The organism is Pseudomonas sp. LAIL14HWK12:I1 (assembly GCF_003202095.1).
In the GTDB taxonomy this organism is placed as follows: Bacteria; Pseudomonadota; Gammaproteobacteria; order Pseudomonadales; family Pseudomonadaceae; genus Aquipseudomonas; species Aquipseudomonas monteilii.
This window is the reverse complement of record NZ_QJKG01000010.1, coordinates 183,336-203,297: the sequence shown is the minus strand read 5'-3', so window position 1 is coordinate 203,297 and position 19,962 is coordinate 183,336. Positions and strand designations below refer to the sequence as shown.

The following is a 19,962-nucleotide window of genomic DNA, read 5'->3' as shown; positions in this document are numbered from 1 at the left end:
AGGTCAATAGATTCATCGCTCACGCAGCCGCTTGTAGAGGGTGGTCCGGCTGATCCCCAGGCCGCGCGCCACTGCTGACAGGTTGCCATTGGCTTGTTCAACCAGCGTCTGCAGGTCTACCGCTTCGGTCGCCACCAGCACAGGCACCTGCAACTCGGCCAGAAACCCTGCAGGCAGGTGCTCGACGCCGACGGGCCCGCTGCCCGCCAAGGCCAGTGCCACCTGCAGCACACTGACCAGTTCGCGCACATTGCCAGGCCAGGGGTGCTGATCGAGCAACTCCATAATGGCCGGGGGCAGCCGCGCCGGTTGCCCAGGCTCGCGGTAGCGGGCATGCACCTGGTCGATCAACTGCCGCCGGTCCGCACGCTCGCGCAGCGGCGGCAGCACCACCGTCAGCCCGGCAATGCGGTAGTACAAATCCTGACGAAAGCGCCCGGCACGCACCTCTTCGGCCAGGTCGCGGTTGCTCGCCGACACCACGCGGATATCCACCGCTACCGGTTCACCGCTGCCCAGCGGCTGGATGCTGCGCGATTGCAACACGCGCAGCAGGCGGGCCTGGGTAGGCAGCGGCATGTCGCCGATCTCATCGAGAAACAGGATGCCGTGGTCGGCCTTGCGGATCAGCCCCGGGTTGCCTTTGTGGTGGGCGCCGGTGAACGCGCCTTTGTCGTAGCCGAACAGCTCCGACTCCACCAGTTCGGCCGGGATCGCCGCGCAGTTGACGGCGACCAGGGGCTTGTCGGCGCGGCTGCTGGCACGGTGCAGGGTTTCCACGAACACTTCCTTGCCCACACCGGTTTCACCCTGCACCAACACTGGAATGTCCTTTTCCAGCAGCAGGCCGGCCTGTACTCGCGCTTTTTCCAGGCGCGGCTCGCCGTTGCCAGGCTCAGGGCGGCGGGGCGTTTCGCGTGGCGGTTGCCACTGACAATGAAAGCGGTTGCGCCCGGTGGCCTGGAGGGCGAAGGGCTGTTGCCGGGGATGGCTGAGCAACTGCTGCAGGGGCAACTGGAACAGCTGCTCGATGTTCTGCTGCAACGGGTTACCACCGAGCAGGCTGTCGGCCCGGTGGTTGGCGGCCAGCACCTGCCCATGCTCATCGAACACCAGCAGGCCGGCCCAGGGGCTGTCGAGGTTGTCGGAGGCGCTGTTGAAGATCAGTTGTGCATGCTGGTCGGCATGCGCGGCGAAGATCAGGCGGTTTTCCAGGCTCTGGCCCATCATGCGCACCAGGCCCAGTGTCTGGCTGGGCGGCAGATAGCCGTCGCTGGCCACGTCGAACACCCCGACCAGTTGCCGCGCAGCGTCGAACAGGGGGGCGGCGGCGCTGGACATGTAGCGGTTCTGGCGCAGGAAGTGCTCGTCCTGGCCGACGTGAATGGCCTGGGCACAAATCAGCGCGGTGCCCAAGGCATTGGTGCCAACTCCGCGCTCGTGCCAGTGGGCGCCGGCGCTGAAACCATGCTGTTGGCGCGGTTCGATGAAGCGCCGCGAACCCCAGCTGTCGAGCAGGCAGCCGCTGGCATCGGCCAGCATCACCAGGTAGCTGGCGTTGCCCAGCAGGTGTGCATATTGCGGCAGCACTTCCTCGCGGGTCAGGCGCAGCAGGGCCTGGCGTTTCTCCAGCAATTCGCTGAGTTCGGCGCGGGTCAGGCAGTCGAAGTCCGGTGCGTGCTGCGGTTGCAAACCGTGATCGCGGCAGCGGGCCCAGGATGCCTGGATGAGTTGGGCATGGGTCGAAGCGGATGCGGCCATGGGCCTGTCCTATGTGGTTGTTGTTATGGGCGGACCGCTGTTCAGTGTTGTTCACGGGTGTTCATTGTCAAACCGGCAGGTGTTCAGTTGTTCAGTGAATGTGTTCATTTGTGAACCCCCGGTTTGCATGGTCTGCGGCCGAGGCCCCAAGCCAGAGCATCGGGGAGCAACTGGCACGGAACTGGCTGTTCCCGGCAGACAACAACGACAAGAAGGCCATGCCATGTCCCTGGTGCTGGAGCAGGTCAGCCGCAGCGTCGACAACCAGCCGTGGATCGTCGATGCCTCGCTGCGTTTCGAGCCTGGTTCGTTCAACGTGCTGCTGGGTCGCACCCTGGCCGGCAAGACCAGCCTGATGCGCCTGATGGCCGGGCTCGATCGCCCGGACCGGGGCCGGGTGCTGATGGATGGCCAGGACGTGACGGGTGTGCCGGTGCGCCAGCGCAACGTGTCGATGGTGTACCAGCAGTTCATCAATTACCCGACCCTGAGCGTGTACGAAAACATCGCCTCGCCGCTGCGCCAGGCGCGTATGACCGAGGCGGACATCCGCAGGCGTGTGCAGGAAACTGCCGAGATGTTGCGCATCGAAACCTACCTGCAGCGCCTGCCGCTGGAGCTGTCCGGCGGCCAGCAGCAACGCACGGCGATGGCCCGGGCGCTGGTCAAGGATGCCTCGTTGATCCTTTTTGACGAGCCGTTGGTCAACCTCGACTACAAGTTGCGCGAAGGCCTGCGCCAGGAGCTTCGCGCGCTGTTCGCGGCGCGCCACTGCATTGCGGTATACGCCACCACCGAGCCCAACGAGGCGCTGGCGCTGGGCGGCACCACCACCCTTGTGCATGAGGGCCGCATCGTGCAAAGCGGCCCCACCGCCGAGGTGTATCAGCGCCCGGGCAGTGTGCTGGCGGCCGAGCTGTTCTCCGAGCCGCCGATCAACCTGGTGCCTGGCCGTATCAGTGGCAACGAGGTGAGCCTGGCCCAGGCCGTGCATTTTGCCCGCAATGCCGACTTGCAGGCGCTTGCCGAAGGCGACTACCGCTTTGGCGTGCGCCCCAGCCATATCACCCTGGTGCCGGCCCACGATGATGACCTGGAACTGGCGGTGCTGGTGGAGCTGGCGGAGATCAGCGGTTCCGAAACCTTCCTGCATGTGCGCAACGAGCATTGGCGCATGATCCTGCACCTGCCCGGGGTTCACGAATACCAGGTGGACACGCCGATCCGCGTGTTCATCCCCACCCACAAGCTGTTCGTCTTCGACAGCGCCGGGGCGTTGGTGCAGGCCCCGGGGTTGCGCCAGGCAAGGAGAGGGTGATGGCCGAAATCCGCCTGCGCCAACTGGCGCACAGTTACAGTCGCCAGCCCGCCAGCGAGGCGGACTATGCCCTGCACGCGCTAGAGCATGTATGGGAGCAGGGCGGCGCCTACGCGTTGCTTGGGCCGTCGGGCTGCGGCAAGTCGACCCTGCTCAATATCATTTCCGGGCTGCTGACGCCGTCCCATGGCGAGGTGCTGTTCGACGGCAAACCGGTCAACCAGCTGTCGCCGCAAGCGCGCAACATTGCCCAGGTGTTTCAGTTCCCGGTGGTGTACGACACCATGACGGTGTTCGACAACCTGGCCTTCCCCTTGCGCAACCAAGGGCTGGATGAAGCCCGGGTGCGTGCCCGGGTGGAAGAAATTGCCGAGGTGCTCGACCTGTCTGCCGTGTTGCGCAAGAAGGCGCGCAACCTCAGCGCCGACGAAAAGCAGAAAGTCTCCATGGGCCGCGGCCTGGTGCGCGATGACGTGTCGGCGATCCTGTTCGACGAGCCGCTGACGGTGATCGACCCGCACCTGAAGTGGAAGCTGCGGCGCAAGCTGAAGCAGATTCACGAGCAGTTCAACATCACCATGATCTACGTCACCCATGACCAGCTGGAGGCATCGACCTTCGCTGACAAGATCGCAGTGATGCACGGTGGCCGCATCGTTCAGTTCGGCACCCCGCGTGAGCTGTTCGAGCGGCCCCGGCATACCTTTGTCGGCTACTTCATCGGCAGCCCGGGCATGAACCTGATCGAGGTGCGTGCCGAAGCCGACGGGGTGGCGTTTGGTGATGTCCACCTGGCGCTGCCCGATGGCCTGCGCGAACGGCTGGCGGCAACGGCAGGCGGGCGCTTGCAAGTGGGCATCCGACCAGAATTCGTGCAGCTGTGGGACAGCCCGTTCGATGGCGCCATCCCCGCACGCGTGCTGGATATCGAAGACCTGGGCACCTACCGCATCGTCACCGTCGAAGTAGGCGGTGTCGCGCTGAAGGCGCGCCTGGGCGAGGACCGCCCGTTGCCTGTGGATCAGGCCTGGGTCAGCTTGCCGGCGCAGTGGTTGATGCTGTACGTCGACGATGTGCTGCTGGAGGCCGGGCCATGAACAAAGTGCCGAACAACAAAGCCTGGTGGCTGGTGCTGCCGGTGTTCCTGCTGGTGGCGTTCAGCGCGGTGGTACCGATGATGACCGTGGTCAACTACTCGGTGCAGGATATTTTCGACCAGTCCAACCGCTACTTCGTCGGTGCCGACTGGTACCGCCAGGTGCTGCGCGACCCGGCGTTGCATGATGCGCTACTGCGCCAGTTCATCTATTCCGCCTGCGTACTGCTGATCGAGATCCCGCTGGGCATCGGCATTGCCCTGACCATGCCGACCAAGGGGCGCATGGCGTCGGTGTGCCTGATCGTCATGGCCATCCCGCTGCTGATCCCGTGGAACGTGGTGGGCACCATCTGGCAGATCTTCGGCCGTGCCGACATCGGCCTGCTTGGCGCTACCCTGGCCAAGCTCGGGGTCAGCTACAACTACGCCGGCGACCCGTTCGACGCCTGGCTTACGGTGCTGGTGATGGACGTATGGCACTGGACGTCACTGGTGGCACTGCTGTGCTATTCGGGCCTGCGCGCCATCCCCGACGTGTACTACCAGGCCGCGCGCATCGACCGTGCTTCGGGCTGGGCGGTGTTCCGCCACATCCAGCTGCCCAAGCTGAAGAATGTGCTACTCATCGCGGTGATGCTGCGCTTCATGGACAGCTTCATGATCTACACCGAGCCGTTCGTGCTGACCGGTGGCGGGCCGGGTAACGCCACCACTTTCCTCAGCCAGACCCTCACGCGCATGGCCGTGGGGCAGTTCGACCTGGGCCCGGCGGCGGCGTTCTCGCTGGTGTACTTCCTGATCATCCTGCTGGTGTCGTGGCTGTTCTACACAGCCATGACCCATGCCGACAAGGACTAGCCCATGAGCACGCGCAAAACGCTGGCCCTGCTGCTGTATTTCTTCTTCCTGCTGGTGCCGATCTACTGGTTGCTGAACATGTCGTTCAAGAGCAACACCGAGATCCTTGGCGGCCTGACCCTGTGGCCGCAGGCATTCACCCTCGACAACTACCGGGTGATCTTCACCGATGCCAGCTGGTACAGCGGTTACATCAACTCGCTGTACTACGTGTGCCTGAACACGCTGATTTCGTTGCTGGTGGCGCTGCCGGCGGCCTATGCCTTCTCGCGCTACCGCTTCCTCGGCGACCGGCACCTGTTCTTCTGGCTGCTGACCAACCGCATGGCGCCCCCGGCGGTGTTCCTGCTCCCGTTCTTCCAGCTGTACTCGTCGATCGGCCTGTTCGACACCCATATAGCCGTGGCCCTGGCCCATTGCCTGTTCAACGTGCCGCTGGCGGTGTGGATCCTGGAGGGCTTCATGTCGGGTGTGCCAAAGGAAATCGACGAAACGGCCTACATCGACGGCTACAGCTTCCCGCGCTTCTTCATGAAGATCTTCATTCCGCTGATTGGCTCTGGTATCGGCGTGACGGCGTTTTTCTGCTTCATGTTTTCCTGGGTCGAGCTGCTGCTGGCGCGCACCCTGACCTCGGTGAATGCCAAGCCGATTGCGGCCGTGATGACCCGCACCGTGTCGGCCTCGGGTATCGACTGGGGGGTGCTGGCGGCGGCGGGGGTACTGACCATTTTGCCGGGCATGCTGGTGATCTGGTTCGTGCGCAACCATGTGGCCAAGGGCTTTGCCCTGGGCCGGGTGTGAGGAGGGCAACGCATGGAGTGGATGGCCTGGACCTTGCCGACGGCGCTGTTCTTTGCTGCCGTTGGTGTGCTGCTGCTGGGCATGACACTGCTTGAGCTGCGCCGCCCTTGCGTGGAGCGGCGCGGCTTCTTGCCGTTGGTCACCAGCCGGGGTGACCGCTTGTTCATCGGCCTGCTGGCCAGCGCCTACCTGCATTTGCTGGTGGTCGGCGTCAGCGAGTGGCCGTTGTGGGTGGCCTCGCTGCTGTCGCTGGCGTGGCTGGTGGTGGTGCTGCGCTGGGGCTGAGCGAGCGGCCCTGTGGATTAACAGAAACGGGAGATCACAATGTTCGATAACAAGCATAAAACGCGACATTTGACCCTGGCCGCGTTGCTGGTGCTGGCCAGCGTGCATGGCACAGCCTGGGCCGACCAATACGAGGACGCAGCGAAGAAATGGCTTGGCAGCGAGTTCAAGCCATCGACGCTAACCCCGGAACAGCAGATGGCCGAGATGAAGTGGTTCATCAAGGCCGCCGAGCCGTTCCGTGGCATGAAGATCAACGTGGTGTCGGAAACCATCACCACCCATGAATACGAATCCAAGGTGCTGGCCAAGGCCTTCAGCGAAATCACCGGCATCCAGCTGACCCACGACCTGCTCCAGGAAGGCGACGTGGTGGAGAAACTGCAGACACAGATGCAGTCGGACAAGAACATCTACGACGGTTGGGTCAACGACTCCGACCTGATCGGTACGCACTTTCGCTACGGCAAGGTGGAATCAATCACCGACCTGATGGCCAACGAAGGCAAGGACTACACCTCGCCGACCCTGGACCTCAAGGACTTCATCGGCATTTCCTTCACCACTGCGCCAGACGGCAAGGTCTACCAGCTGCCCGACCAGCAGTTCGCCAACCTGTACTGGTTCCGCGCCGACTGGTTCGAGCGCCCTGACCTGAAGGCCAGGTTCAAGGAAAAGTACGGCTACGAGCTGGGTGTGCCGGTGAACTGGTCGGCCTATGAAGACATTGCCAAGTTCTTTACCGAAGACGTCAAGGAAATCGACGGCAAGCGCGTCTATGGCCATATGGATTACGGCAAGAAAGACCCGTCGCTGGGCTGGCGCTTCACGGATGCCTGGTTCTCCATGGCCGGCGGTGGCGACAAAGGGCTGCCCAACGGCCTGCCGGTGGATGAATGGGGCATTCGCGTGGAGGACTGCCACCCGGTGGGCTCCAGTGTGACCCGTGGCGGCGACACCAACGGCCCGGCCGCTGTATATGCCACCCAGAAGTACGTGGACTGGATGCGTGCCTATGCGCCCAAGGAAGCGCAGGGCATGACCTTCTCCGAGGCGGGGCCGGTGCCGGCGCAGGGCAACATCGCCCAGCAGATCTTCTGGTACACCGCGTTTACCGCCGACATGACCAAGCCCGGATTGCCGGTGGTGAATGCCGATGGCACGCCGAAGTGGCGCATGGCGCCCTCGCCGAAGGGACCTTATTGGGAGGAGGGAATGAAGCTGGGCTATCAGGACACGGGATCGTGGACGTTCTTCAAGTCCACCCCCGAGAAGCAACGCCTGGCAGCGTGGTTGTATGCCCAGTTCGTCACCTCCAAGACCGTCTCGCTGAAGAAGACCATCGTCGGCCTGACGCCGATTCGCGAGTCGGACATCAACTCCCAGGCCATGACCGACCTGGCACCCAAGCTGGGTGGGCTGGTGGAGTTCTACCGCAGCCCGGCACGGGTGCAGTGGACACCCACCGGTACCAACGTACCGGATTATCCACGGTTGGCGCAGTTGTGGTGGAGCCATATCGCCGAGGTGGCCAGCGGCGAGAAGACCCCGCAGGAAGCGCTGGATGGCCTGGCGCGGGATCAGGACCGCATGATGGAACGCTTGCAACGGTCCAATGCCCAGGCCACCTGTGCGCCCAAGCTGAACCCGGAGAAGGATGCCCAGTACTGGTTCGACCAGCCGGGTGCTCCGAAACCCAAGCTGGCCAACGAAAAACCCAAGGGCGAGACGGTCAGCTACAACGAGCTGCTTAAATCGTGGGAAGCGGCCAGGAAGTGATCGCCTAAGCTCAGTGATTAACCACAGGCAAAAAAAACGGCACCTGCCAGAGGTGCCGTTTTCATTTTGCGCCGTGTTACTTGTGCAGCTCTTCTGCCGCATACAGCGTGTTTTCCAGCAGGCAGGCACGGGTCATCGGCCCGACGCCACCCGGCACCGGCGTGATCCAGCCAGCGCGCGGCAGGGCGGTCTCGTAGACCACGTCGCCGACCAGCTTGCCGTCTTCCTGGCGGTTGATGCCCACGTCGATGACAATAGCGCCTTCCTTGACCCATTCACCCTTGACCAGGCCCGGCTTGCCGGCGGCCACGACCACCAGGTCGGCGCGCCCGACATGGCCAGCCAGGTCTTTGGTGAAGCGGTGGCAGACGGTGACGGTGCAGCCGGCCAGCAGCAGTTCCATGGCCATCGGGCGACCCACGATGTTGGAAGCACCAACGATCACCGCATCCATGCCGTACAGGTCCTGGCCTGTGCTTTCCAGCAGGGCCATGATGCCTTTCGGCGTGCACGGGCGCAGCAGCGGGATGCGCTGGGCCAGGCGGCCGATGTTATACGGGTGGAAACCGTCCACATCCTTGTCCGGGCGAATGCGCTCGAGCAGCAGCGAGGCGTCCAGGTGCGCCGGCAGCGGCAACTGCAGCAGGATGCCGTCGACAGCCGGGTCGTCATTGAGGCGGTCGATCAGCTCGGTCAGGGCCTGCTGCGAGGTCTCGCTGGGCAGGTCGAACGCCTGCGAAATGAAACCGACCTCTTCGCAGTCCTTGCGCTTGTGCGAGACATAGACTTGGGAGGCGGGGTCGGTGCCGACCAGGATCACTGCCAGGCCCGGCGTACGCAGGCCTTGCTGGCGACGCTCCACGACACGTTGAGCGATCTGCTTGCGCAGGTTGGCGGCGATCGCCTTGCCATCGATTAGGTGTGCAGTCATAGACGCGTGATTAACCATCGAGAAGGAAACAATAAAGAGCGCGCATTCTCGCACGACACGGCCCACGGGCAAAGGCGGGTGGTCGGGCAAATCCCCTAACCCCTTAAATAATTTAAATTTTTTTTAAAAAGGTGTTGACGAGGTACAGGGTCGACTATAAGATTCGCCGCACTTGTCGGGCACAGCCTAGCACTGGTTGGCTAAGTCGGGCAGAATGAGTGGTTTAGCAGTTATCTGTTAAGGCCTCGTTCGGTTAGGCTTCAAGCTTAAGCGCCCGTAGCTCAGCTGGATAGAGCATCCGCCTTCTAAGCGGATGGTCGCAGGTTCGAGTCCTGCCGGGTGCGCCATTAGGCAGCTTTGGCACGCAAGTAGGCGGTAATGCAATATGGTGGGCGTAGCTCAGTTGGTAGAGCGCTGGATTGTGATTCCAGTTGTCGTGGGTTCGATTCCCATCGTCCACCCCATATTTTTCAAGGGCGCCTCGATAGCATCTGGCGCCTTTGTTTTAAGCGTTACGCGGACGTGGTGAAATTGGTAGACACACTGGATTTAGGTTCCAGCGGCGCAAGCTGTAAGAGTTCGAGTCTCTTCGTCCGCACCATGCTTCTGTAAGGTAGTACCGCAACATCGCAAGACTGCAATATGGTGGGCGTAGCTCAGTTGGTAGAGCGCTGGATTGTGATTCCAGTTGTCGTGGGTTCGATTCCCATCGTCCACCCCATATTCTTGAAAAGGCGCCTTGATCGTGAGATCGGGCGCCTTTTTGTTTTGGGGTTGTGTGGCTGCGGTGTGCATGTCTTGAGTGTTCTGGCGCCTGTGAGATCGAGCGCCACAAACCTCACGCCAGAAACTAGCGACCGCGACGCAATTCCCCCTTGCAATCCTCTGGTGACACCCCAATAAAAGCTGTTAGATTTCAGCCGGTTGAAACAACGGCCCAGTTGGCCGGCAGAGGAACAACCCGATGATCGCAAAAGAAGCCCGTCAGGCCCTGGCGCTACAGCGCTTTGCCGAGGCCAGTCCGCAGCTGCTCGAAGAGATCCGCGAGCTGGATCCGCGCGAGCAGGCCCAGCAGATCGAATGGGCATTCGAGGATGCGGCCGAGGAGCAGGGTATCCAGCCTTGGGAGCTGGCCCTGCAACTGATCGCCGAAACCCCGGAGCAACTGCAGGCCATGCGCCTGGAGACGCACCGCGAGGTTGCCGAGGCGCTGGGGATGCAATGGGAAGAGTACTGCCAGTTCAACGAAATCGACCCTGAATAAAGGAAGCGAAATCGTTGTTGGCAGTTGTTTGACAAGGTATTTCGGCTGTAGGGTGCCCCAGGTGTCGTGCGGCCCTTATTGAAACAGGTCTGGCGGTGCGCCGTGCGGGCCTTGAAAGTTAATCGACCGGCGTGGTTTCCCGTCGTCCCGAGTGGGGTGACTTCTGCTGCGCGACTCACTAGAATACTTGCCCTTGATTCTGGAGTCGGGCTAACGCCGGCTAACGTCTGTGCAACGAGGAATATCCATGCAAGTTTCTGTTGAAAACACTTCCGCTCTCGAGCGCCGCATGACCATCGCCGTTCCGGCCGAGCGCGTCGAGAACGAAGTCAACAAGCGTCTGCAACAGACTGCCAAGCGCGCCAAGGTTGCCGGCTTCCGCCCAGGCAAGGTGCCAATGAGCGTGATCCGTCAGCGCTTCGAGGCCGATGCCCGCCAAGAGGCTTTCGGTGACCTGGTCCAGGCTTCCTTCTACGAAGCCATCGTCGAGCAGAAGCTGAACCCGGCTGGCGCTCCGGCGGTAGAGCCCAAGTCCTTCGAAAAGGGCAAGGACCTGGAATTCGTCGCCACCTTCGAAGTGTTCCCTGAGTTCACCGTTGCCGGCCTGGAGTCGATCAACGTCGAGCGCCTGAGCGCCGAAGTGGCTGACGCCGACCTGGACAACATGCTGGAAGTGCTGCGCAAGCAGAACACCCGCTTTGAAGCCGTCGAGCGCGCCGCGCAGAACGATGACCAGGTCAACATCGACTTCGTCGGCAAGGTCGACGGTGAAGTGTTCGCCGGTGGTTCGGCCAAGGGCACCCAGCTGGTACTGGGCTCCGGCCGCATGATCCCAGGCTTCGAAGACGGCCTGGTTGGCGCCAAGGCTGGCGAAGAGCGCGTTGTCAACGTGACCTTCCCAGAGGACTACCAGAACCTGGACCTGGCTGGCAAAGCCGCTGAGTTCACCATCACCGTCAACAGCGTTGCCGCCCCTGTGCTGCCAGAGCTGAACGAAGAATTCTTCGCCCAGTTCGGCATCAAGGAATCGACCCTGGAAGGCTTCCGCACCGAAGTTCGCAAGAACATGGAGCGTGAACTGCGTCAGGCGATCAAGACCAAGGTCAAGAACCAGGTCATGGACGGTCTGCTGGCCGCCAACCCGATCGAAGTGCCCAAAGCCCTGCTGGAAAACGAAGTCAACCGTCTGCGCGTGCAGGCTGTTCAGCAGTTCGGTGGCAACATCAAGCCAGAGCAACTGCCAGCCGAGCTGTTCGAAGAGCAAGCCAAGCGCCGCGTTGTGCTGGGCCTGATCGTTGCTGAAGTGGTCAAGCAGTTCGAACTGAAGCCGGACGACGCCAAGGTTCGCGAAATGATCGAAGAAATGGCTTCGGCTTACCAGGAGCCTGAGCAGGTCATCGCCTGGTACTACAAGAACGACCAGCAACTGAACGAAGTGCGTTCGGTTGTGCTGGAAGAACAAGTTGTAGATACTGTTCTGCAGAAAGCGACTGTGACCGACAAGTCGGTCTCGTACGAAGATGCCGTTAAACCAGCACAGGCTCCTGCCGAAGCTGAGTAATACGGTTCTCTCGTAGGAAACCCCCACAAGCCAGCCTTCGAGCTGGCTTGTGCGTATTCAAGCCATGACTATTTGGGAGTGAGCGCAGGACATGTCCCGCAATTCTTATATTCAGCAGAGCTCTGACATCCAGGCCGCAGGCGGCCTGGTCCCGATGGTTATCGAGCAGTCCGCCCGTGGCGAACGCGCTTACGACATCTACTCGCGCCTGTTGAAGGAGCGTGTAATTTTCCTGGTCGGCCCGGTAGAGGACTACATGGCCAACCTCGTCGTTGCGCAACTGCTGTTCCTTGAAGCGGAAAACCCGGACAAGGATATCCATCTGTACATCAACTCGCCGGGTGGCTCCGTCACCGCCGGCATGTCGATTTACGACACCATGCAGTTCATCAAGCCGGACGTTTCGACCATCTGCATCGGCCAGGCCTGCAGCATGGGCGCCTTCCTGCTGGCTGCCGGTGCCAAGGGTAAGCGTCACTGCCTGCCGAACTCGCGCGTGATGATCCACCAGCCGTTGGGCGGCTTCCAGGGGCAGGCGACCGATATCGAGATCCATGCCCAGGAAATTCTCAATATCAAGGCCCGTCTGAACGAGCTGCTGGCCTACCACACCGGCCAGGACCTCGAGACCATCAAGCGCGACACCGAACGTGACAACTTCATGAGCGCCTCGCGCGCGGCCGAGTACGGCCTGATCGACTCGGTCTACGACAAGCGGCAACTGGCCTCCTGAACCGGGGTGCCAGAGCAGGTAGGTGCGCAAAGCGCCTACCTGCGGACTTGAAAAAGCCCGCAATTGCCTTCATCTTGTGTTGCAAGCCTACCGGATTGGATCGATCGAATGACTGACACCCGTAACGGCGAGGACAGCGGCAAATTGCTTTATTGCTCCTTCTGCGGCAAAAGCCAGCACGAAGTGCGCAAACTGATTGCCGGGCCCTCGGTATTTATCTGCGACGAGTGCGTCGACCTGTGCAATGACATCATCCGTGAGGAGGTGCAGGAAGCCCAGGCCGAGAGCAGCGCGCACAAATTACCTTCGCCGAAAGAAATCAGCGGCATCCTGGACCAGTACGTCATTGGTCAGGAGCGCGCGAAGAAGGTGCTGGCCGTAGCGGTGTACAACCACTACAAGCGCCTGAACCAGCGTGACAAGAAGGGTGACGAAGTCGAACTGGGCAAGAGCAACATCCTGCTCATCGGGCCGACCGGCTCGGGCAAGACCCTGCTCGCCGAAACCCTGGCACGCCTGTTGAACGTACCGTTCACCATTGCCGACGCCACCACCCTGACCGAAGCCGGTTATGTGGGTGAGGACGTCGAGAACATCATCCAGAAGCTGTTGCAGAAGTGCGACTACGACGTGGAAAAGGCCCAGATGGGCATTGTCTACATCGACGAGATCGACAAGATCTCGCGCAAGTCGGACAACCCGTCCATCACCCGTGACGTTTCGGGCGAGGGCGTGCAGCAGGCGTTGTTGAAACTGATCGAAGGCACCGTGGCTTCGGTTCCGCCGCAAGGTGGCCGTAAACACCCGCAACAGGAATTCCTGCAGGTTGATACCCGCAACATCCTGTTCATCTGTGGTGGTGCGTTCTCGGGCCTGGAAAAGGTTATCCAGAACCGCTCCACCAAAGGTGGTATCGGTTTTGGCGCCGAAGTGCGCAGCAAGGAAGAGGGCAAGAAGGTTGGTGAGTCCCTGCGTGAGGTCGAGCCGGACGATCTGGTCAAGTTTGGCCTGATTCCGGAATTCGTTGGCCGTCTGCCGGTGCTGGCGACCCTCGACGAGCTGGACGAGGCTGCGCTGATGCAGATTCTCACCGAGCCGAAGAATGCCCTGACCAAGCAGTATGCCAAGCTGTTCGAGATGGAAAGCGTCGACCTCGAGTTCCGCAGTGATGCACTCAAGGCCGTTGCCCGCAAGGCTCTGGAGCGCAAGACTGGCGCCCGTGGCCTGCGTTCGATCCTCGAAGGCGTGCTGCTCGACACCATGTACGAGATCCCTTCCAAGAAGGATGTCAGCAAGGTGGTGATCGATGAGAGCGTCATCGAGGGTACCTCGCAGCCGCTGATGATCTACGAAAACAGCGAGCCGCAAGCCAAGGCCGCGCCAGACGCCTGATTCAGGCAAAGGCCGGTTCACGGTTGCAAGCAAGGAGGGGGCCTACGGGCCCCTTTCTGCTTTTCCTGCGCTAGCGCTTGTAATTTCCCAAGTGTACCCCCACATTAGGTCCAAGCATCATTTCCACCGGTTTCCGGCCATAAGGCCGCTGTAGAGGCGAAATCATGAAGACCACCCTCGACTTGCCTCTTTTGCCATTGCGCGATGTCGTTGTTTACCCGCACATGGTTATCCCGCTGTTCGTGGGGCGCGAAAAATCCATCGAGGCCCTCGAGGCCGCGATGACGGGCGAAAAGCAGATCCTTCTGCTGGCCCAGAAGAACCCGGCCGACGACGACCCGGGCGAGGACGCCCTGTACCGCGTCGGTACCGTTGCCACCGTGCTGCAACTGCTGAAGCTGCCTGATGGCACCGTCAAGGTGCTGGTCGAAGGCGAGCAGCGTGGCGCTGTCGAGCGTTTCACCGAAGTAGAAGGGCACATCCGTGCCGAAGTCTCCCTGATCGACGAAACCGACGCCGCCGAGCGCGAGTCGGAAGTGTTCGTGCGCACGTTGCTGTCGCAGTTCGAGCAATACGTACAACTGGGCAAGAAGGTCCCTGCCGAAGTGCTGTCTTCGCTGAACAGCATCGAAGAGCCAGGGCGTCTGGTCGACACCATGGCCGCCCACATGGCCCTGAAGATCGAGCAGAAGCAGGAAATTCTCGAAATCGTCGACCTGCCAACCCGTGTCGAGCACGTGCTGGCGCTGCTGGATGCCGAAATCGACCTGCTGCAGGTCGAAAAGCGCATTCGCGGCCGGGTCAAGAAGCAGATGGAACGCAGCCAGCGCGAGTACTACCTGAATGAGCAGATGAAGGCCATTCAGAAAGAACTCGGCGATGGCGATGAAGGCCACAACGAAGTCGAAGAGCTGAAAAAGCGCATCGAAGCCGCTGGCCTGCCCAAGGATGCCCTCACCAAGGCCCAGGCCGAGCTGAACAAGCTCAAGCAGATGTCGCCGATGTCGGCCGAAGCCACCGTGGTGCGCTCGTACCTCGACTGGCTCGTGCAGGTACCGTGGAAGGCCCAGAGCAAAGTGCGCCTGGACCTGGCCAAGGCCGAGGAAATTCTCGATGCCGACCACTATGGCCTGGAAGAGGTCAAGGAACGCATCCTCGAATACCTTGCCGTGCAAAAGCGCGTCAAGAAAATCCGTGGCCCGGTGCTGTGCCTGGTCGGCCCTCCCGGTGTCGGCAAGACCTCGCTGGCCGAGTCGATCGCGGCCGCTACCAACCGCAAGTTCGTGCGCATGGCCTTGGGTGGCGTGCGTGACGAAGCCGAAATTCGTGGTCACCGCCGCACTTACATTGGCTCCATGCCAGGCCGTCTCATCCAGAAGATGACCAAGGTGGGCGTGCGCAACCCGCTGTTCCTGCTGGACGAAATCGACAAAATGGGCAGCGACATGCGTGGCGACCCGGCCTCGGCGCTGCTGGAAGTGCTCGACCCGGAGCAGAACCACAACTTCAACGACCACTACCTGGAGGTTGATTACGACCTCTCGGACGTGATGTTCCTGTGCACCTCGAACTCGATGAACATCCCGCCGGCGCTGCTCGACCGCATGGAAGTCATCCGCCTGCCGGGCTACACCGAGGACGAGAAGATCAACATCGCGGTCAAGTACCTGGTGCCCAAGCAGGTCAAGGCCAACGGCTTGAAGAAAGAAGAGCTGGAAGTCGACGTTTCGGCGATCCGCGACATCATCCGCTATTACACCCGCGAAGCCGGTGTGCGGGGCCTGGAGCGGCAAATTGCCAAGGTATGCCGCAAGGTGGTCAAGGAACATACCGGACAGAAGCAGGTCAAGGTCAAGGTGGCCAGCGAGCAGTTGGAACACCTGCTGGGCGTGCGCAAGTTCCGCTACGGCCTGGCCGAGCAACAGGACCAGATCGGCCAGGTCACCGGCCTGGCATGGACCCAGGTGGGCGGCGAACTGCTCACCATCGAAGCCGTGGTCATCCCCGGCAAAGGCCAGCTGATCAAGACCGGCTCGTTGGGCGATGTGATGGTCGAGTCGATCACTGCCGCACAGACCGTGGTGCGTAGCCGCGCCCGCAGCCTGGGTATTGCCGCCGACTTCCACGAGAAGCATGACGTGCATATCCACATGCCGGAAGGCGCTACGCCGAAGGATGGCCCAAGTGCCGGTATCGGCATGTGCACCGCGCTGGTGTCGGCGCTGACGCAGATTCCGGTGCGCGCCGATGTTGCCATGACCGGCGAAATCACCCTGCGTGGCCAGGTGCTGGCCATTGGCGGGTTGAAGGAAAAACTGCTGGCGGCACACCGTGGCGGGATCAAGACGGTGATCATTCCCGAGGAGAATGTTCGCGATTTGAAGGAGATTCCTGAAAATATCAAACAGGATCTGCAGATCAAACCGGTCAAATGGATTGACGAAGTCCTGCAAATTGCGCTGCAATACGCCCCGGAGCCCTTGCCAGATGTGGCTCCGGAGATTGTCGCCAAAGATGAAAAGCGCGACGGCGATGCTAAGGAACGAATCAGCACGCATTAGTAGTTTTTGGCTGGGGGGCTTTCCTTGACAGTTTTTTCGGGGCCTTGCTATAAAGCGGCACGCTATTGTCATCAGGCCACCCAGCGCACGTTTCATAAGCTTTTCATTACATACTTAGAAACAAACTCAATAGAGAAATAAGGGGACTTAGAGTGAACAAGTCGGAACTGATTGACGCTATCGCCGCATCTGCTGACATCCCGAAAGCTGTAGCCGGCCGTGCGCTGGACGCAGTCATCGAATCCGTCACCGGCGCCCTGAAGCAAGGTGACGATGTGGTACTGGTTGGCTTCGGTACCTTCTCGGTCAAGGAGCGCGCCGAGCGCACTGGCCGTAACCCGCAAACCGGCAAGGCGATCAAGATCGAAGCCGCCAAGGTTCCAGGTTTCAAGGCAGGCAAAGGCCTGAAAGACGCCGTCAACTAAGTCGTCTTTCAGCCGGACCCGGCCTGGCCTGGTCCGAGCACGGTGATGGCGGGGCGCAAACGTTCCCGCCTGACACGTTTGCTAAGCAAAGGCGCATCCTCGGATGCGCCTTTCTTTTATCAGGATTCTACCCACGCTCCGCGGTTGTCGACGCAGTGGTACAGCCGTTTCTGGGGGACGCATGCTGCAAAATATCAGGGACAATTCACAAGGTTGGATTGCCAAGACCATCATCGGCCTTATCGTCGTGTTGATGGCGTTGACCGGCTTTGAAGCCATTTTCCAGGCCGCCACCCATAGCCAGGACGCCGCCAAGGTGAACGGCCAGACCATCAGCCAGAACGAGCTCAGCCAGGCCGCTGACATGCAGCGCCGTCAGCTGATGCAACAGTTGGGCAAGGATTTCGACCCGGCGCTGCTGGATGACAAATTGTTGCGTGAAGAGGCCCTCAAGGGCCTGATCAGCCGCAAGCTGCTGCTGCAAGGCGCCGAAGATGCCAAGTTCGCCTTCTCCGAAGCCGCGCTGGATCAGGTGATCCTGCAGACGCCGGAATTCCAGGTGGACGGCAAGTTCAGTGCTGACCGCTTCGACCAGGTCATCCGCCAGATGGGCTACGGCCGCATGCAGTTCCGTGACATGCTTGCCGAGGAAATGCTCATTGGCCAGCTGCGCACCGGCCTGGCCGGCAGCAGCTTCGTCACCGACCAGCAGGTGGATGCTTTCGCCCGCCTGGAGAAGCAGACCCGCGACTTCGCTTCCCTGACCTTCAAGGCCGACCCGGCCTCGGTCAAGGTCAGCGACGAAGAGGTCAAGGCGCACTACGACCAGCACGCCAAGGAGTTCATGTCGCCTGACCAGGTGGTGATCGACTACATCGAGCTGAAGAAGTCGGCGTTCTTCGACCAGGTCAACGTGACCGACGAAGAGCTCAAGGCCCAGTACGAGAAAGAAATCGCCAACCTCGCGGAACAGCGCCATGCCGCGCACATCCTCATTGAGGTCAACGATAAAGTCACCGACGCCCAGGCCAAGGCCCGTGCTGAAGAGATTGAGCAGCGTCTGGCCAAGGGTGAAGACTTTGCCGCATTGGCCAAGGAGTTCTCTCAGGACCCAGGCTCGGCCAACAACGGTGGTGACCTCGGCTTCGCCGGCCCGGGCGTGTACGACCCGGCCTTTGAAGACGCGCTGTACAAGCTGCAGGATGGCCAGGTATCGACCCCGGTACGCACCGAGTTCGGCTACCACCTGATCAAGCTGCTGGGCGTGCAAGCGCCAGAAGTGCCGAGCTTCGCCAGCCTGAAGGACAAACTGACCCGCGACCTGAAGATCCCGTTGGTCGAGCAGCGTTACGTCGACGCCAGCAAGCAGCTGCAGGATGCTGCCTACGAGGCCTCCGACCTGGCTCAGCCGGCCCAGGACCTGAACCTCAAGGTGCACACCTCCGCAGCCTTCGGCCGCGAGGGTGGCGAAGGCATCACTGCCAACCGTTCCGTGGTACAGGCTGCGTTCTCCGAAGAAGTGCTGGACGAAGGTGCTAACAGCACCGCCATCGAGCTCGACCCGGAAACCACCGTGGTACTGCGCGTCAAGGAGCACCGCAAGCCGGAGCAACTGCCGCTGGAGGCCGTGGCCAAGAACATCAGCGAGCAGCTGGCCAAAGACAAGGCGACCGCCGAACTCAAGGCCAAGGCAGACAAGCTGATTGCCGGCCTGCGTGACGGCTCCATCGCAGCGGGCAGCGTGCATGAAGGGCAGGGCTGGAAGGCCTATGAGGCTGTTACCCGTGGCGAGGACGGTATTGACCCGGCCGAACTGCAGGCACTGTTCCGCCTCGGCAAGCCGCAGGCCAAGGACAAGCCGGTTTACGGCAGCGTAGTGCTGCGTGACGGTAGCCTGGTGGTGCTGCAGCTCAAGGGTGTTAACGAAGGCGCCACCGCCACCGACGAAGAGAAGCAGCAGATCCGCCGCTACCTCGCGTCGCGCGCTGGCCAGCAGGACTTTGCGGCTTACCGCAAACAGCTGGAAGCCAATGCAGACATCACCCGTTACTAAGGTGATCGCTGCATGAAGAAACAGGCCGCCTCGTGCGGCCTGTTTCATTTCTGCGCTAGCGCTTTACACCCTCATAGTTATCCAGCGTATCCCGCGCAATCTCCCGCCCCAGGGCAATCAGCTCCGGCGCTTTGTAAAACTCGAAAAACCGGCACACCCGCTTGGGCACGTTGATCAGTACATCCGGTGGATAGCCGGCGATCTTGTACTGCGCCAGCGAGGTCTGCATCACTTCGAAGCTCTGGTTGATCAAGTCCAGCAGCGAAGCCGGCCCCACGTTGTCAATGATGAACGAGCCGGTCGCGGACTTGGGCGCCCCCTCGTGCTCGGGTGCCGCTGCCGGTTGCTGGCCTTCCGGGTTGGCGGCATCTGCCAGCCACGGGTTCGGCGGCGCCAGCCCTTCGGCAACGATCTCCTGTTCGATGCGTATCAGCTCTTCCGCCGGCTTGCGCCGGAACGGCAAACGAGAGCCCAATGAGCTCAACAGGGAGTCAAAACGCATCTTGAACGCCGCCGGGCGCTCGATCACCGGCAATTGATACTGCTTCTGGTTGGTGGCGTTGAGGTTGACCGCGATGATCAGGTCGCAGTGGCTGGACACCACCGGCACGATCGGCAGCGGGTTGAGGATGCCGCCGTCGACCAGCATGCGATTGCCCTGCATCACCGGCGTGAACAGGCTGGGGATGGCCGCCGAGGCGCGCATGGCCTGGTGCAGGCAACCCTCCTGAAACCAGATTTCCTGCTGGTTGGTGAGGTCGGCGGCAACCGCCGTGTAGGGGATGCGCAGTTGTTCGATGTTGATCTCGCCGACGATCTTGCGGATCTGCCCGAACACCTTGTCGCCACGAATGGCGCCGAGGCGAAAGCTCACGTCCACCAGGCGCAGTACATCCAGGTAGTCGAGGCTCTCGATCCAGTTGCGGTAGTCTTCCAGCTTGCCGGCGGCGTAGATGCCGCCAATCACCGCCCCCATGGAACAACCGGCGATGCAGGCGATGTCGTAGCCCCGGCGCTCGATTTCCTCAATCACGCCAATGTGCGCATATCCCCGGGCGCCGCCCGATCCCAATACCAGTGCCACGCGTTTACTCATGAACATTCCTCGGGCCGTGCAACCATGGTCCTACAATGCACC

Annotated in this window: 16 protein-coding genes and 4 tRNA genes; 17 read left to right on the top strand and 3 right to left on the bottom strand. The window is 61.4% G+C overall.

The features are described 5' to 3' along the window. Positions 1 to 12: 12 nt before the first annotated feature. Positions 13 to 1,761 (bottom strand): sigma-54-dependent Fis family transcriptional regulator, encoded by a 1,749-nt coding sequence (locus D906_RS22675; protein WP_025754407.1) that lies wholly within the window; start codon positions 1,759 to 1,761, stop codon positions 13 to 15. Between the two features lie 223 nt (positions 1,762 to 1,984). On the opposite strand from D906_RS22675, the gene D906_RS22670 reads away from it, so the two are divergent. The 6 genes from D906_RS22670 to D906_RS22645 are packed head-to-tail and all read left to right on the top strand — an operon-like array spanning position 1,985 to position 7,904. After that, the gene (locus D906_RS22670) at positions 1,985 to 3,079 is read left to right on the top strand and encodes an ABC transporter ATP-binding protein (protein ID WP_027615737.1); all 1,095 of its coding nucleotides are present in this window, start codon (positions 1,985 to 1,987) and stop codon (positions 3,077 to 3,079) included. After that, entirely contained in the window at positions 3,079 to 4,176 is a 1,098-nt protein-coding gene (locus tag D906_RS22665) for an ABC transporter ATP-binding protein (RefSeq protein ID WP_025754406.1), read from the top strand. Before D906_RS22670 ends, D906_RS22665 begins: the two co-directional genes overlap by 1 nt. Beyond that, complete coding sequence (locus D906_RS22660; protein ID WP_016714776.1) at positions 4,173 to 5,036, top strand: carbohydrate ABC transporter permease; 864 nt, start codon at positions 4,173 to 4,175, stop codon at positions 5,034 to 5,036. The genes D906_RS22665 and D906_RS22660 overlap by 4 nt, the downstream gene beginning before the upstream one ends. A gap of 3 nt (positions 5,037 to 5,039) precedes the next feature. After that, entirely contained in the window at positions 5,040 to 5,840 is an 801-nt protein-coding gene (locus tag D906_RS22655) for a carbohydrate ABC transporter permease (RefSeq protein ID WP_016714775.1), read from the top strand. Positions 5,841 to 5,852: 12 nt separating this feature from the next. Further along, positions 5,853 to 6,125, top strand: a complete 273-nt coding sequence (locus D906_RS22650; protein ID WP_013971877.1) for a DUF2160 domain-containing protein — start codon at positions 5,853 to 5,855, stop codon at positions 6,123 to 6,125. 39 nt (positions 6,126 to 6,164) lie between these two features. After that, on the top strand, positions 6,165 to 7,904 hold the full coding sequence (locus tag D906_RS22645; RefSeq protein WP_019097187.1) for an ABC transporter substrate-binding protein: 1,740 nt from the start codon (positions 6,165 to 6,167) through the stop codon (positions 7,902 to 7,904). 76 nt (positions 7,905 to 7,980) lie between these two features. Here the strand turns inward: D906_RS22645 and folD are convergent, their stop codons facing one another. Continuing rightward, on the bottom strand, positions 7,981 to 8,835 hold the full coding sequence (folD, locus tag D906_RS22640; protein ID WP_016714772.1) for a bifunctional methylenetetrahydrofolate dehydrogenase/methenyltetrahydrofolate cyclohydrolase FolD: 855 nt from the start codon (positions 8,833 to 8,835) through the stop codon (positions 7,981 to 7,983). A gap of 270 nt (positions 8,836 to 9,105) precedes the next feature. Between folD and D906_RS22635 the strand changes: the two genes are divergently transcribed. The 11 genes from D906_RS22635 to D906_RS22585 all read left to right on the top strand — a co-directional run bounded on the left by D906_RS22635 (position 9,106) and on the right by D906_RS22585 (position 18,824). Next, a tRNA-Arg gene (locus D906_RS22635) sits at positions 9,106 to 9,182 on the top strand. A 41-nt stretch (positions 9,183 to 9,223) separates the two neighbouring features. Continuing rightward, positions 9,224 to 9,299 (top strand) — tRNA-His (locus D906_RS22630). A gap of 52 nt (positions 9,300 to 9,351) precedes the next feature. Next, positions 9,352 to 9,436: transfer RNA gene (locus D906_RS22625), tRNA-Leu, on the top strand. Positions 9,437 to 9,480: 44 nt separating this feature from the next. Further along, positions 9,481 to 9,556, top strand: a tRNA-His gene (locus D906_RS22620). 243 nt (positions 9,557 to 9,799) lie between these two features. Next, positions 9,800 to 10,099, top strand: a complete 300-nt coding sequence (locus D906_RS22615; RefSeq protein ID WP_019097186.1) for a DUF6388 family protein — start codon at positions 9,800 to 9,802, stop codon at positions 10,097 to 10,099. Positions 10,100 to 10,346: 247 nt separating this feature from the next. Further along, on the top strand, positions 10,347 to 11,660 hold the full coding sequence (tig, locus tag D906_RS22610; protein WP_019097185.1) for a trigger factor: 1,314 nt from the start codon (positions 10,347 to 10,349) through the stop codon (positions 11,658 to 11,660). A 91-nt stretch (positions 11,661 to 11,751) separates the two neighbouring features. Continuing rightward, positions 11,752 to 12,393, top strand: coding sequence for an ATP-dependent Clp endopeptidase proteolytic subunit ClpP (gene clpP, locus D906_RS22605; RefSeq protein WP_003259400.1), 642 nt, complete (start codon positions 11,752 to 11,754; stop codon positions 12,391 to 12,393). A gap of 108 nt (positions 12,394 to 12,501) precedes the next feature. Beyond that, positions 12,502 to 13,785 carry an ATP-dependent Clp protease ATP-binding subunit ClpX gene (gene clpX / locus D906_RS22600; RefSeq protein ID WP_003250242.1) on the top strand — a complete coding sequence of 428 codons (1,284 nt, stop codon included), beginning with the start codon at positions 12,502 to 12,504 and terminating at the stop codon, positions 13,783 to 13,785. Positions 13,786 to 13,949: 164 nt separating this feature from the next. After that, complete coding sequence (lon, locus tag D906_RS22595) at positions 13,950 to 16,346, top strand: endopeptidase La (RefSeq protein WP_025754403.1); 2,397 nt, start codon at positions 13,950 to 13,952, stop codon at positions 16,344 to 16,346. Positions 16,347 to 16,498: 152 nt separating this feature from the next. Continuing rightward, complete coding sequence (gene hupB, locus D906_RS22590; RefSeq protein WP_003250246.1) at positions 16,499 to 16,771, top strand: nucleoid-associated protein HU-beta; 273 nt, start codon at positions 16,499 to 16,501, stop codon at positions 16,769 to 16,771. A 181-nt stretch (positions 16,772 to 16,952) separates the two neighbouring features. Then, positions 16,953 to 18,824, top strand: coding sequence for a SurA N-terminal domain-containing protein (locus D906_RS22585; protein WP_019097183.1), 1,872 nt, complete (start codon positions 16,953 to 16,955; stop codon positions 18,822 to 18,824). A gap of 55 nt (positions 18,825 to 18,879) precedes the next feature. Here D906_RS22585 and D906_RS22580 read toward each other — a convergent pair whose 3' ends face one another. Continuing rightward, positions 18,880 to 19,920, bottom strand: a complete 1,041-nt coding sequence (locus D906_RS22580; RefSeq protein ID WP_026020349.1) for a patatin-like phospholipase family protein — start codon at positions 19,918 to 19,920, stop codon at positions 18,880 to 18,882. Between the last annotated feature and the right edge of the window lie 42 nt (positions 19,921 to 19,962).